This is a genomic window from Mesorhizobium ventifaucium, assembly GCF_935822925.1.
Classification (GTDB): domain Bacteria; phylum Pseudomonadota; class Alphaproteobacteria; order Rhizobiales; family Rhizobiaceae; genus Mesorhizobium; species Mesorhizobium ventifaucium.
This window is the reverse complement of the sequence record NZ_CAKXZS010000023.1, coordinates 109,123-121,966: the sequence shown is the minus strand read 5'-3', so window position 1 is coordinate 121,966 and position 12,844 is coordinate 109,123. Positions and strand designations below refer to the sequence as shown.

Here is a 12,844-nt window from a genome sequence, read left to right as displayed (position 1 = left end):
CTCCGTCACTATTCGGGCAGAGTGCCCGGCAGGGCGATGAGGGTCGGCGCCGGCTTCGACAATTGAGTGCCGTGCCCGGCAGTTCCGGCTTGGTCAGATCACCGAATCGGTCCAGCGGACGATGTCCTTGGCGGCAACGCCGAACGCCCTGTCGAGCGCGTCGACATAGGCCTGGTTGCCGCCGCCCGAGACGGGCGCGGTCGCGTTGAAGCTCTTGGAGGCGCGCACCTCGCCATTGCGGTCGTTCAATATCCGCACGAACAGCTCGACCTCGGCATGTTCGCCGCCGTCGACGCGGACTTCGAAGGAACGCACCTCGACGATCACCTGATAGTCGATCGCCAGGCCCTCGCCCGGCTTGCCGACGCCGGCGAAACTGCCCGAGCGCTGGAACGTCTCGGCCAACCGCGCCTGCACGATCAGCGGCAGCCGGTCGGCCCATTGCGCTCCCTTGAGGTACTGGATCGAGCGCACCGACGGCTTGATGACGATGTTCTGGCTGTCCAGCGCCTTGAGCGCGGAAGGCTGGGCGATGAGGATTTGCTGGCGGCCGCGGCCGCGCGCATCGAGCGACGGCGCCGACAGTTCGAATGTGTCTAGCGGCGCCGGCCCGCCGCCCGGCAAAAACGCGCAGCCGGCTAGTGAAAGCGCAAGCAATGCCACACCCGCTTTGAGCCCGCCCGATTTGACCCCGCCCAATTTAAGCACGACCGACTTCACACGCGATCCCCGTTGTCCCCGAATCGAATGAGCAAATCGCATCCGCAGCGTACTTGCCTGCCGTTCTTGGGGCCGGCGAAAGCCGAAGTCAACGCCGCGCCCTGCCATCGAATTGCCGAACCTCGCCTTCGCCGCCTGACAGGATTCGCTGCGGATTGCGGCTGAGATCCGTCACCGCCTCTTCGATGCGGTTGATCGAACGGCGGCTGTCCTGGACTAGCGCCTCGACGTCCTGCAGGCCCTGGCCGGAGAATCGCGCCAGATTGTCGGTGATGGTGCCGAGGCGGGCGTTCAGCGTGTCGGCAACCTGCTTGAACGATTTCAGAGTGTTCCTGGCATCGGCTATCATGCCGTCGGCCTGGCCTGAGCCGAGCAATGTATCGACCTTGGCGAGGATGCCGTCGACGCGCACCGAAGCGTCGTTGAGGTGCGCCGCGAGTTGCTGCGCGTCCTTGATCGTCTGGTCGATATCGTCGGCCCGGTTGGCGAATTTGCTGGTCACCTTGGCGATGTCGGCGGCAGCCTCGTTGGCGTTTTCGCTGGCCCTCTGGATGTTGGCCAGCGCGGTGCGAACCTGTGCCGGATCGATGCCGTCGAGAACGCCGTCGACCTTGGCCAGCGTGCCTTGCGTCCTTTGGGCGAAATCGTTGATCGACCCCACCGCGGTGTCGACATTCCTGACGACCGTGTCGAACTGCTTGCTGGTTTCCTTCAGGTTCGTGGTCACGGTATCGACATTGGCGACGATGCTCTTGATCTGATCCTTGTCGACGGCGTTGAGCAGCCCTTCCGCCGCCTTCAGCGTGCCGTCGAGCTTGCCGGAGACGCCCCTCAACTCCTCCGACAGCGAACTGACGCTGGCGAGGAATTTGTCGATGCCGTCGGAATTCTTGGCCAGCGCGTCGGAGAAGGTCTGCACATTGTTGACGGTCTGCGTCAGCGGCCCGCGAACGTCCCTGGTGAAGCCTTCGAGCTGGGTGAGAACCGTATCGGCGCGGGTGAAGATGTTCTGCGCCGTCTGCAACAGGTTGGTGACCGCCGACGGGTTGGCGACGATCTCGGCGACGCCGCCCTCCGCCTCCGCCTGGTCGAGAAGGTTGACCTCCTTGAGGTCGGCGCCCCTGAGTTCGATATTGGCCTGACCGGTGAGGGTAGCAAGGCCGATATCGGCCTGCGTCGATTTGGTGATCGGGGTGTTCCTGCCTATTTCGGCTTCGGCTATTGCGTTGTTCGGATTGGCGGGGTCGATATAGACGCGCCTGACATCCCCGACCCTGACCCCGTTGAACAGCACGAAACTGCCGCGGCCGAGGCCGGAAGCCGATCCCGGAATGCGCACCTTCAGCATCGCCGTCTCACCCCTGTCGCCAATCGCGGCCGTCCAATAGACGAACGCGAATGCTGCCAGGATCGCGGCTAGCGTGAAAATGCCGACAATGACGTAGTTGGCTCTGGTTTCCATTTACCCACTTATGGCTATGCGCGGGCTGCAAGATCAAGTTGCCGCGCACGTTTTCCGCGAAAATAGGATTTCACCCAGGGTTCCTCGCTTTTGAGCATGTCGTCGATCGTGCCTTCGACCAGCACCTTCTTGTTGCCGAGCACGGCCACCCGATCACACGCGGTGAACAGCGTGTCGAGGTCATGCGTGACCATGTACACGGTCAGATCCATGGTATCGCGCAGCTTGACGACCAGTTCGTCGAACTCAGCCGCGCTGATCGGATCGAGGCCGGATGTCGGCTCGTCGAGGAACACGATGTCGGGGTCGAGCGCCAGTGCGCGCGCCAGCGCCGCACGCTTGATCATGCCGCCGGAAAGCTCGGACGGGAATTTCTGCGCCGCATCCGGCGGCAACCCGACCAGTTCGACCTTGAGCATCGCCAGTTCGTCCATCAGCTTTTTCGGCAAGTCGAGATATTCGCGCATCGGCACCTGCACGTTTTCGAGCACCGTGAGCGCCGAAAACAGCGCGCCGTGCTGAAACAGGACGCCAAGGCGCATGTCGATGCGAAGACGCTCCCTCTCGCTCGCCTTTTCGACATCGACGCCGAACAGCTTGATCGTTCCCGACTGCTTGTGCACCAGGCCGAGGATAGTGCGCAGGAGAACCGACTTGCCGGCGCCCGAGGCGCCGACGAAGCCGAGAATTTCGCCACGCCGGATATGGAGCGACAATTTGTCGAGAATGACCTTGTCGGCGAAGGAGACGGTGATGTCGTGCGCGGAAAGCACGATCTCGTCCTCGTCGGCCGTTTGCGTAGTCCTGGTCGGCTTTGTGCCAAGCAGCGCCATGTCAGAACTCGATCGCTGCGTAGAACATGGCGAAAAGCCCGTCGAGAATGATCACCACGAAGATCGACTTCACCACCGAAGCAGTCACGTGCTGCCCGAGCGATTCGGCGCTGCCGCCGACCTTCATGCCTTCGACGGAGGCGATCGTGCCGATGATCATGGCCATGAACGGCGCCTTGATCAGCCCGGCAAAGATGGTGCTGAGATCGATGGCAACGCGCAGCCGGTCGATGAAGGCGGCCGGTGCGATGTCGGAATAGAGCCATGCCGCCGCGATGCCGCCGCCAAGTGCGGCGAAATTGGCGATGATCGTCAGGCAAGGCAGTGCGATCACCAGCGCGACCAGCCGCGGAAACACCAGAACGCCGATCGGATTAAGCCCGATGACCTTCAGCGCGTCGACCTCCTCGCGCATTTTCATCGAGCCGATTTCAGCCGTGATGGCGCTGCCCGAACGGCCGGCGATCATGATCGCAGTCATCAGCACGCCGAGCTCGCGCAGGATCAGCACGCCGACTAGGTCGACGACGAAGATATCGGCACCGAAATAGCTGAGCTGATAGGCGCCTTGCTGAGCGACGATCGCCCCGACGATGGCCGACATCAGCACGACCACCGGGATGGCGCCGACGCCCATGCGGTCCATCTGGTTGAAGATCGCCGCCGGATTGACCGCATGGCCGCGGCCAAGCTTCATCTGCGCGCCGCGTATCGTGGCGCCCAGTATGTTCATCGCGGCCAGGAAATCGTCACGCATCTCATAGACGCGCCGGCCAACCGCCTCGAGCCCTCGAATGATGATATTCGGCGGCCCAACGATGCCCGAATCAGGTTCGCGTCGAACGGCGTCACCGACGGCGCCGAGCAGGATCGAGGCAACCTCGCTTTGCCCCTGCATCGTGATTTTCACACCCTGCTTTTCGAAGGCGCTGACCAGACGGTCGATCACCCAGGCCCCGGCGGTATCCATCTTCTCGATATGCGAGAGGTCGAGCGCCAGCGTCTGAAAACCGCTGCGTTGCTCGATCTTGCGCATCTCGGCATCGACGAGCGCCACGGTGCGTGTCGTCCAGGTCCCGGAAAAAGCGCAGCCGAGAACGCCGCCGTCCTCGCCGACCACAACGCGCGGCTGGTGGTCGGCCTCCTTGGCGGTCGTGCCGCTTGCGTCGCGTTTGCGGATCGTCAACATGGCGTCCTGTTTAGTCTGACGGGCCATCTGTTTACCCCGACAGAACCCACCTGTCGATTTGCCGACAAGTTTGTTGTCGCACAGCCGGAGCAGAAAGATATGGCGCGTGTCATTTCGGTCGAGTCCGAGCGCTTTCCCATCGCCGGGTCCTTCACCATCTCGCGCGGTTCGAAAACCGAAGCCGAGGTCGTCACAGTGACGATCCGCGAGGACGGCCAGAGCGGGCGCGGCGAATGCGTCCCCTACAAACGCTATGGCGAAACCATCGAGAGTGTGCGCGACGCGATCGAGGCGATGCGGGAGCAGATTGCGGGCGGCATCAGCCGGGCCGCGCTGCTCGACACCATTCCGGCGGGCGCGGCGCGCAACGCCGCCGACTGCGCGCTATGGGACCTGGAGGCGAAGATCGCAGGCAAGCCGGTCGCTTCCAGCATCTGTATGGCGCCGCCGAGGGCGCTTGAGACGGCCTACACGCTGTCGCTCGCTGAGCCCGAGGCAATGGCAGCCCAGGCCCGCGCCAACGCCCTGCGCCCGCTGCTCAAGGTCAAGATCGGCGGCGACAACGATATGGCCCGCATCCGCGCGGTCAGGGAGGCGGCACCGGCGAGCCGCATCATCCTGGACGCCAATGAGGGCTGGAGCGACGACAACATCGTTGCAAACCTGGCCTTTGCCGCCGAGCACGGCATCGCGCTGATCGAACAGCCGCTGCCGGCGGGCCGTGACGGCATCCTTCGCCAAATCGCGCATCCGGTGCCGATCTGCGCCGATGAAAGCGTGCATGAGGCACAGGGCCTTGCCTCGCTTGTCGGCCTTTACGATGCGGTCAACATCAAGCTCGACAAGTCGGGCGGCTTGACCGCTGCCCTCGTCCTTCGCGATCGCGCCCGCGAACTGGGTTTTGGCGTCATGGTCGGCTGCATGGTCGGCACGTCATTGGCCATGGCGCCGGCCGTGCTGTTGGCCCAGGATGCCGATTTTGTCGATCTCGACGGCCCGCTGCTGCTGGCCCGCGACCGTGCGCCTGGCCTTGTCTACCAGGGTTCGCTGGTGTCACCGCCCGATCCGGCGCTGTGGGGCTGAACGCGCCGCAAGCCCGATCAGCACAAGGCCGACCAGGGCGATCGGGATCATGGCAAAAAAGCCGTCCACGCCGAAGCGGTCGTAAAGCGGGCCGGACAGCAGCGTCACCACGGCGGTGAAAAAGCCGTTGGAGAAATAGGCGATGCCTTGCGCGGCCCCGGTGCGTTCCTCCGCGACCGTCTCACCGATCATTTTCTGCAGGCCGATCAGCACCAGCGCCACCGAAACCGCGTGCAGCGTCTGGACTGCGAAAAACCCCCCAACGCCAAGGCCAAGCGGCCAGATCAAGGGAAAGGCAATCCAGCGCACGATCGCCCCTATTCCCGCCATCACCATGATCGACACGACCGAGACGGAACCGAAAACCCGGGTAAAGATCATGAACATGCCGATCTCGGCCAGGACACCCCAACCCCAAAGCAGCCCGACCACAGAATCGCCGATGCCGATCGATTTCCAGTAGATCGAGACGAAGCCGTAGAGAAACGCGTGGCTGGCGGTGATGACGCCGACGCCGACGGAGAAATACAGGAAATAGCCGTTGAGGAGTTTTGGCGCCGAGTGCTGGATGTCGGCAGCCGAAAGCGGCGAGGCACGGCGGGGACGGCCGAGCCGCGGTGCGATCAGTGCGACGACAAGTGCGGCGCCGAAGGCCACGAAGATGATCACCGGAACAGCCTGGGCGCCGGTCGCCGACAGGATGAAACCGCCCGCAAGATTTGCGCACAGATAGGAGATCGATCCCCATTTGCGCATGTTTGCATAGTTCGAGCCGAAGCGACGCACCCCCGACAGCGCCAGCGAATCGGCAATTGGCGAGTGCGGCGTCCAGGCGACGGTGAGCGCCAGCGAAACGGCCAGCACCATGGCATAGGTCGGCGTCAGGAAATAACCGGCGGACAGCGCCAGTGATGCGGCCATCAGCGCGACATAAACATGGGCGCGGTCGCTCGCCCTGTCGGCCAGTGCCGTAAGCAATGGCGTCGTCACCACGCGCAGGAACATCGGTGCCGCGAGAACCACCGCTATCTGCTCGGCATCAAAACCGTTTGCCTGCAGCCACAGCGGAAAGTATGGCAAATGTATCCCGAGCGGCACGAAAAGCGTGAAGAAGATCAGGCCCATGCGCAGTTCGAAATGACGCGGCTTGACGAGCTGTTCGGGTGAAAGCGGCGGCAGGGAGGACATCAACAGGCAATCCGTCGCGCAGCATTCGACCGGCCGGCCAACCAACGCACGCCGATCCCATAACATGCCGAAAAAAGCGATGAAACCGCCTGGACTAAAGCGCGTCGCGTTTGACCGGCCTCATGCGACGCGCTTTAGGTTCTTGTTTATGCATGTCGTTACCGCAAAACCGCTGCACACTTTTGCGCGACATGCATTAACACATTATCGCGTCAGGCAGCCTGGACTGCCCTGCCCTTGATGTCGACGATCTCGATCGGCACCAGCACTTCGCTGCCGACCGGAGCCTCCGGCAGGACATGCGACCAGTGCAGAATCTCCATCTGGCCGTCGAAATGCTCGACCACTGCGGTGCAGCTCTCGACCCAGTCGCCGGTGTTGATGTACTGCACGTCCTCGTAGCTCTCGATCGCGGCATGGTGGATGTGACCGCAGATCACGCCGTCGACATGCGAGCGGCGCGCTTCCTCGGTCAGCATGGTCTGGAACGAGCCGATGAAATTCACCGCCTTCTTGACGTTGACCTTGGCCCAGGACGAAAACGACCAGTATGGCAGGCCAAGCACCTGGCGCAGCCGCGTCACCACGCGGTTGACCAGCATCGCCGCGTCATAGGCGTAGTCGCCGAGATAGGCCAGCCAGCGCGCATTGTGGACGACGGTGTCGAACTGGTCGCCATGGATGACAAGAAAGCGTTTGCCGTCGGCGGTCTCGTGGATAACGCGATCGGCGACGACGATGCCGCCGAAATGCACACCCTGGAACTGGCGCGCGAATTCGTCGTGATTGCCGGCGATGTAGGTGATGCTGGCGCCCTTGCGCGCCTTGCGCAGCAATTTCTGGACGACGTCATTGTGGCTTTGCGGCCAGTGCCAGTTCCGTCTCAGCCGCCAGCCGTCGACGATGTCGCCGACGAGATAGATGATATCGGCGTCGTGATGGCGCAGGAAATCGATCAGGAACTCGGCCTTCGCCGCCTTCGATCCGAGATGGACGTCGGAGATGAACATGCTGCGGAATGTGCGGGGCTCTGCGCCAGGCATTGGATTCTCACCGTTGCTTCCGAACAGGCTATGCCTTGATTCATGCAACAACCGTATGACGGTTGCGATTGGTCCAGCCCCAAGAGTAGGTTGCGACCCTAATCAGAGGAAAAATCGCCATGGATCTCGGTATTCGCGGAAAAAAGGCCATAGTTTGTGCTTCGAGCAAGGGGCTTGGGCGCGGTTGCGCCATGGCGCTGGCCGAAGCCGGCTGTGACCTGGTCGTCAACGGGCGCAACGCCGACCAACTGGCCAAGACCGCCGCCGAACTGCGCGAAAGATTCGGCGTCAAGGTGACCGAGATCGTCGGCGACGTGTCGAAGCCCGAGGTGCAGAAGGCGCTGCTTGCCGCCTGTCCCGATCCAGATATCCTCGTCAACAACAATGGCGGCCCGCCGCTTCGCGATTTTCGCGAACTCGACCGCGAAAAAATCCTCGAAGGTGTCACCCAGAACATGGTGACCCCGGTCGAACTGGTTCAGGCTGTGATCGACGGCATGGCCGAGCGCGGCTTCGGCCGCATCGTCAACATCACCTCGCTGTCGGTCTATGTTCCCATTCCCGGCCTCGATCTGTCGTCCGGCGCGCGCGCCGGCCTGACCTCGTTCCTTGCCGGCGTCGCACGGACGGTGATCGACCGCAATGTGACGATCAACAACATGCTGCCGGGCAAGCTCGACACCGACCGGCTGCGTCCCCCGCATGAAGCTGGCACCCCCGAAGCTCCGGCTGCCGCCGCCGCACGCAAGACCCAGGCAGCAGCCAACGTTCCGGCCAAGCGGCTCGGCACGCCGGAGGAATTCGGCCAGATCTGCGCTTTCCTGTGCTCGGTTCATGCCGGCTACCTGACCGGGCAGAACATACCGGTCGACGGCGGCGCCTATGTCAGCGCGTTCTAGTCCCTAACGCTTGGTACCCGCTGGGAACGCCGGGAGACGATCCATCTCGGCCGTTCTTGGTCAGGAAGCGACGGCCCTGAAAGCAGGGCTATGATGGCCCCTTCCCGCGCTGGCCGCCGCTACAGTGAATAGGGCCATTCGTCCGGCACGAAGCGATAGGCGTCGCCATCGCGCGCCACATGGCCGATGCCGGGGAACGGCAAATGCATGCCGGCGATCAGCATCCGGTCAGCAGCGACCCGGTCGAGCGTCCGCTTGCGAGTTTCGGCAGCCAGCTTGGAATCGACATCGAAGGCGATGCTCCAGTCCGGGCGCGCGAACTGGTAGGTCGCCATGTGCACGACATCGCCCCAGATGAACAGCGCGTCGCCGTCCGATTCCGCGATGAAGCCGGCATGGCCCGGCGTGTGGCCGGGCAATGGCACGGTGCGGATCGAGCCGACCGCCTCGCGCTCGCCGTCCACTTGCCGCAGGCGGTCCGCATAAGCGGCGGCAGCCCGGCGTGCCCCGATAAAGAACGGCTTTGCCTCGTCCGGCGCTTGGTTCATGTTCGCGTCGTCATGCCAGAAGGCGTAATCGGCGGCGGTGACGATGAACTCGGCATTGGGAAACAGCGCCTGGCCGGCGGGAGTCAGCACGCCGTTGATATGGTCGGGATGCATGTGGGTAATCAGCAATGTGTCGATCTGGTCCGGAGAGACGCCGGCCGCCTCGATAGCGGCCGGAAGTCGGCCGAGTGACGGGCCCATGCTGTTCGACGTACCGGCGTCGACGAGCACCAGACGGTCGCCCAGATTGATGAGATAGGCATTGACCGGTGCGCGGCGCGGTCCGGGCTTCTGGAAGCTGGCCTCAGCCAGCCGCTCCGCATCGGCCTCAGCGAGCCCGATGACCACTCGGAACCAATGTCGATATAGCCGTCCAGCAGCGCCGTGACCTCGATCGAACCCACCTTGCGGCGCAGCGCGCCAAGGGTCGGGGCGTGAGCCAGCGGCGCACGGGCCAAGGCCGGAACGGAGGTGCCGGCTAGAAGGGCGCCGCCGGCTAGACCGGCACTGGCGAGAAAATGACGGCGGGAAAGCGTCATGGCATCATCTCCGGTTGGGGGATCGTGGAGGCTCCGGGTCAGAGCAAGACGGGTCTACTTCATAGGTTCAGCTTTTTGCACTTGCCTGTATCTTATATAGGCTATTACCCTTGCTTATTAATCACGACGGGGAGTTGCTATCATGGATCGCCTGACCGAGCTGACCAGCTTCATACGCGCCTCCGAGACCGGCAGCTTCTCGGCGGCAGCGCGTGAACTGGGCTTGAGCCAGCCGGCCGTCAGCCAGCAGATCCGTGCACTGGAAAAGCGCCTCGGCGTTCGGCTTTTTGACCGTACGACCCGCCATGTTTCGCCGACGGAAGCCGGCCGGCGTTATCTGGAGCGCGCCCGCGACATCATTGAGCGCATCGAGGAGGCGGACCGCAGCGTCGGCTGCCTCGAATCGAAGATGTGCGGACGTCTTGCCGTCGGCGCGCCGGCCAGCTTCGGTGCCGGTGTGCTCGGCAATTATCTAATCGAGTTCAAGCGCACCTACCCGGACCTGATACTCGACGTGGCGCTGACCGACAGCTTCGTCGACGTGATCGCAGAAAGGCTCGACGTCGTGATCCGCATGGGGACCATCAACGACGATCGGCTGATCGTGCGCAAGCTCGGGATGATGGAGCGACGCCTTGCGGCAACGCCGGACTATCTCGACCGGATGGGACGGCCGCGGCGGCCCGAGGATCTTGCCAAGCATGACTACCTGCTTTACGCCCACATCACGACGCGCGATATCGTGCCGCTCACCGGCCCAGGCGGCGAAAAGGCCGAGGTGCGGATCCGGCCGACCATGTGCTCCAACAATTCGCTCCTTAACCAGCAGGCACTGCTGTCTGGCATCGGCATCGGTCTCGGGCACAAAGTGATACTCGACCCGCTCGTCGCCCAAGAGCGGCTCGAATATGTACTGCCGGACTGGCACTACGCACCGCACCACGTGCATGCGGTCTATCCGTCGAACCGCTTCATACCATTGAAGGTCAGGCGGTTCGTTGACGGCTTCACCGAGCACCTCGCCGCGATGGGGGCGCTCATCGATGACAAAAAAAGCATGTACATCCAACGAAACGGCGCCGGCCTAGTGAAGTCTGACGTTTGTACGCCAGGGAAATGGCGGAGACGGGAGAGTCGAGATGTGGCGCGGCGGAGATAGGCGTAGCCCCGCAACCGCGCGGTGAGTGGCTGTCGGGTGGACGGTAGCCGCAAAGCCGGGAGGCGGTCGACCTGACACCGTTGCGGCTGCTGCTCCCGCAGGACACATGAACTACCCTTCATGGTCATTCCTCCTGCCGATCGAGAAACCGCTTCACGGAGTCAAGGAACACACCGCGCCCTGCGGCCTCGCGGTCGAGATGCACGAAGTGCGTAGCGTCCGGGATGTCCAGGCGTTCCGCTTTTGGTGCTTCGTCCACGATTGTCTTCGCATCCTCCGGTCGGCTCCAGAAATCCCGTCCGGAGCGGATGACGAGCACCGGCATGGTGAGCGCCGCCGCCGACCATTGCCGGCGATCGAAGGCGAGTTCGAAACTGTCGGCCATGGCGCCGCTCGGTGACCGGAAACTCGGCGGCTGGCGCGTCGACGCCGTCTCGTCGGAGGCGAGTGCCGCATCACCATAGGCCGCGGCCACCGCGGGATCGCGCCACTGAGCCTTGTCCGCGACCGGGATGCTATCGTCCCAGGCGGTGAACAGGCTCGGACGTGTATTCAGCCGATAACCGCCGAACGCATGGACATTGAACGTCTCGGGCCGGTCAGGATTTTCAAGCGGCGAGCCGGTGCCAAGGGTGGGGTGCTGGTCTGAGCCTCCATATAGAGTGTTGTAGAGGATGAGCCGATCAACCGTCTGCGGAAACCGGCTGGCATAGGCGCCGGCCCAATGCCCGCCGGTGGCCCAGCCGACGAGGTTGACCCTTGAGACGTCGCTCCATTTCGCGATGGCGTCGACCGCTGCGGAAATATCCGCCACGACGTCTTCGGTGCGCATCAGGGGAGCGGACTTGTCCGGCGGCCTGTCCATGGCCGCAGGGCGGCTCGATGCGCCGTAGCCGCGAAGATCCAGGACATAGACAAGGTGCCCGTCCGCCGCGAGGTCGGCGGCAAGCGATCCGCCCGCAATAGGCAGATCGAAGGACGCAACGCCGGGCACGCGTGCGCCATGGATAAGGAGGACGGAGGACTTGGCTTCGGACGCTGCGCCAGGACGGCGCACCTGCCGGACGAAGAGGCGCTCGCCCGTCGGTAGTTCGACGAACCTGTCGGCCCGGACAAGATCCGGCTCTCCTGCCGGAACTGGAGCCGCGGCCATCATGGCTGCTGCAAGCACAAGGGGAAAGGCGGTGAAATGGGACATGATGATATCTCCGATCGCAATCGCGTTTCGCACAGACTGTCAGCTATTCGATATCTTTTCGATGACGTATTTGAGCGCGTTTGATATCGTCAAGATATGGAACTTCGGCACTTGCGACATTTCCTCGCCGTTGCGGAGGAATTGCATATGGGGCGTGCCGCTCTGCGGCTGGCCATGGCGCAGCCTCCGCTCAGTCAATCGATCGCTCGACTGGAGAAAGAACTCGGCGTCAAGCTGTTCGAGCGGGCCAACCGCCGCCTGACCTTGACGCGCGCCGGCGCGGGGTTCGTGGAGGAGGCGCGGGCATCGGTACTGCACGCCGATGCGGCGCTTCACGTCGCCCGCGCAGCGCATGACGGCGAAGCTGGCGAGATCAGGATCGGCTTCGTGTCGGCGGCTCTCTACGAACATCTCCCGCATCTCCTGTCCCGGCTTCGCGAGAAATATCCGGACATCCATCCAAAGCTCATCGAGATGTCCACCAATGAGCAGATTGCGGCGCTGTCGAGGAGTGAGATCGACATCGGTTTCGTGCATACACCGCTCGGGACTGACCAACGTCTCGACGTCCATGACTATCCTGCTGAAGATCTTATTGCAGTTCTGCCTGAAGACCGGCGGACGCATGGGGTGACGCTGACGGACATCGCCCGCCACGGGCTCATCATGTTTCCGGCTGCACAAGGCCCGTCGCTCCATGCCCGCATCATGGACACGTTCACCAGGGCTGGTCTCGAGGTGCGGATCGTCCAGGAGGCAACGCGGGCACTGACCATGCTCTCGCTCGTAGCCGCCGGCTTGGGCGCGGCGCTGCTGCCACGATCGACGCAGCACCTTGTGTTTCAGGGCGTCCGCTATGCAGCGATCGCCGACGTATCGCTGCCCGCCTGGCCACTTGCCGTGATCGCCAAACGGCGGCCACGGCCGGCGATTGTCGATAGCGTCTGGAAACTGCTTGAGGCTCGTCCAGACGTGAGTTGACC

General features: G+C 63.3%; 12 protein-coding genes. 4 read left to right on the top strand and 8 right to left on the bottom strand.

Features of this window, described 5'->3' with window-relative positions; genetic code table 11:
• Window positions 1-93: 93 nt before the first annotated feature.
• The 4 genes from NMG70_RS18560 to NMG70_RS18545 are packed head-to-tail and all read right to left on the bottom strand — an operon-like array spanning window position 94 to window position 4,204.
• The gene (locus NMG70_RS18560; RefSeq protein ID WP_254025894.1) at window positions 94-762 is read right to left on the bottom strand and encodes an ABC-type transport auxiliary lipoprotein family protein; all 669 of its coding nucleotides are present in this window, start codon (window positions 760-762) and stop codon (window positions 94-96) included.
• Between the two features lie 46 nt (window positions 763-808).
• On the bottom strand, window positions 809-2,182 hold the full coding sequence (locus NMG70_RS18555) for an MlaD family protein (protein ID WP_254025893.1): 1,374 nt from the start codon (window positions 2,180-2,182) through the stop codon (window positions 809-811).
• Window positions 2,183-2,196: 14 nt separating this feature from the next.
• Window positions 2,197-3,015 carry an ABC transporter ATP-binding protein gene (locus NMG70_RS18550; RefSeq protein ID WP_254025892.1) on the bottom strand — a complete coding sequence of 273 codons (819 nt, stop codon included), beginning with the start codon at window positions 3,013-3,015 and terminating at the stop codon, window positions 2,197-2,199.
• A gap of 1 nt (window position 3,016) precedes the next feature.
• Window positions 3,017-4,204: an ABC transporter permease gene (locus tag NMG70_RS18545; protein WP_254026232.1), complete on the bottom strand. Its 1,188-nt coding sequence runs from the start codon at window positions 4,202-4,204 to the stop codon at window positions 3,017-3,019.
• A 99-nt stretch (window positions 4,205-4,303) separates the two neighbouring features.
• Between NMG70_RS18545 and dgcA the strand changes: the two genes are divergently transcribed.
• On the top strand, window positions 4,304-5,287 hold the full coding sequence (dgcA, locus tag NMG70_RS18540) for an N-acetyl-D-Glu racemase DgcA (protein WP_254025891.1): 984 nt from the start codon (window positions 4,304-4,306) through the stop codon (window positions 5,285-5,287).
• On the opposite strand, the gene NMG70_RS18535 is transcribed toward dgcA, so the two are convergent.
• Both NMG70_RS18535 and NMG70_RS18530 read right to left on the bottom strand, forming a co-directional pair.
• The gene (locus NMG70_RS18535; protein ID WP_254025890.1) at window positions 5,258-6,475 is read right to left on the bottom strand and encodes an MFS transporter; all 1,218 of its coding nucleotides are present in this window, start codon (window positions 6,473-6,475) and stop codon (window positions 5,258-5,260) included. The genes dgcA and NMG70_RS18535 overlap by 30 nt on opposite strands.
• A 212-nt stretch (window positions 6,476-6,687) precedes the next feature.
• Entirely contained in the window at window positions 6,688-7,518 is an 831-nt protein-coding gene (locus NMG70_RS18530; protein ID WP_436798421.1) for a UDP-2,3-diacylglucosamine diphosphatase, read from the bottom strand.
• Window positions 7,519-7,637: 119 nt separating this feature from the next.
• On the opposite strand from NMG70_RS18530, the gene NMG70_RS18525 reads away from it, so the two are divergent.
• Window positions 7,638-8,417, top strand: coding sequence for an SDR family oxidoreductase (locus NMG70_RS18525; RefSeq protein WP_254025889.1), 780 nt, complete (start codon window positions 7,638-7,640; stop codon window positions 8,415-8,417).
• Between the two features lie 119 nt (window positions 8,418-8,536).
• On the opposite strand, the gene NMG70_RS18520 is transcribed toward NMG70_RS18525, so the two are convergent.
• On the bottom strand, window positions 8,537-9,313 hold the full coding sequence (locus NMG70_RS18520; protein ID WP_254025888.1) for an MBL fold metallo-hydrolase: 777 nt from the start codon (window positions 9,311-9,313) through the stop codon (window positions 8,537-8,539).
• A 333-nt stretch (window positions 9,314-9,646) separates the two neighbouring features.
• Here NMG70_RS18520 and NMG70_RS18515 point away from each other — a divergent pair, with 333 nt between their 5' ends.
• Window positions 9,647-10,663: a LysR family transcriptional regulator gene (locus NMG70_RS18515; RefSeq protein ID WP_254025887.1), complete on the top strand. Its 1,017-nt coding sequence runs from the start codon at window positions 9,647-9,649 to the stop codon at window positions 10,661-10,663.
• A gap of 124 nt (window positions 10,664-10,787) precedes the next feature.
• Here the strand turns inward: NMG70_RS18515 and NMG70_RS18510 are convergent, their stop codons facing one another.
• A complete protein-coding gene (locus NMG70_RS18510) occupies window positions 10,788-11,861 on the bottom strand; it encodes an alpha/beta fold hydrolase (protein ID WP_254025886.1) in 1,074 nt (357 codons plus the stop codon).
• A 96-nt stretch (window positions 11,862-11,957) separates the two neighbouring features.
• Here NMG70_RS18510 and NMG70_RS18505 point away from each other — a divergent pair, with 96 nt between their 5' ends.
• Window positions 11,958-12,842 carry a LysR family transcriptional regulator gene (locus tag NMG70_RS18505; RefSeq protein WP_436798420.1) on the top strand — a complete coding sequence of 295 codons (885 nt, stop codon included), beginning with the start codon at window positions 11,958-11,960 and terminating at the stop codon, window positions 12,840-12,842.
• The last annotated feature ends 2 nt before the right edge of the window (window positions 12,843-12,844 follow it).

Excerpts from the sequence above, each read along its gene's own strand:
- NMG70_RS18525 (WP_254025889.1), top strand. The coding sequence starts at position 7,638 with ATGGATCTCGGTATTCGCGGAAAAAAGGCCATAGTTTGTGCTTCGAGC.
- dgcA (WP_254025891.1), top strand. The coding sequence starts at position 4,304 with ATGGCGCGTGTCATTTCGGTCGAGTCCGAGCGCTTTCCCATCGCCGGG.
- NMG70_RS18515 (WP_254025887.1), top strand. The coding sequence starts at position 9,647 with ATGGATCGCCTGACCGAGCTGACCAGCTTCATACGCGCCTCCGAGACC.
- NMG70_RS18560 (WP_254025894.1), bottom strand. The coding sequence starts at position 762 with ATGCGATTTGCTCATTCGATTCGGGGACAACGGGGATCGCGTGTGAAG.
- NMG70_RS18505 (WP_436798420.1), top strand. The coding sequence starts at position 11,958 with ATGGAACTTCGGCACTTGCGACATTTCCTCGCCGTTGCGGAGGAATTG.
- NMG70_RS18535 (WP_254025890.1), bottom strand. The coding sequence starts at position 6,475 with ATGTCCTCCCTGCCGCCGCTTTCACCCGAACAGCTCGTCAAGCCGCGT.
- NMG70_RS18555 (WP_254025893.1), bottom strand. The coding sequence starts at position 2,182 with ATGGAAACCAGAGCCAACTACGTCATTGTCGGCATTTTCACGCTAGCC.
- NMG70_RS18530 (WP_436798421.1), bottom strand. The coding sequence starts at position 7,518 with ATGCCTGGCGCAGAGCCCCGCACATTCCGCAGCATGTTCATCTCCGAC.
- NMG70_RS18550 (WP_254025892.1), bottom strand. The coding sequence starts at position 3,015 with ATGGCGCTGCTTGGCACAAAGCCGACCAGGACTACGCAAACGGCCGAC.
- NMG70_RS18510 (WP_254025886.1), bottom strand. The coding sequence starts at position 11,861 with ATGTCCCATTTCACCGCCTTTCCCCTTGTGCTTGCAGCAGCCATGATG.
- NMG70_RS18545 (WP_254026232.1), bottom strand. The coding sequence starts at position 4,204 with ATGTTGACGATCCGCAAACGCGACGCAAGCGGCACGACCGCCAAGGAG.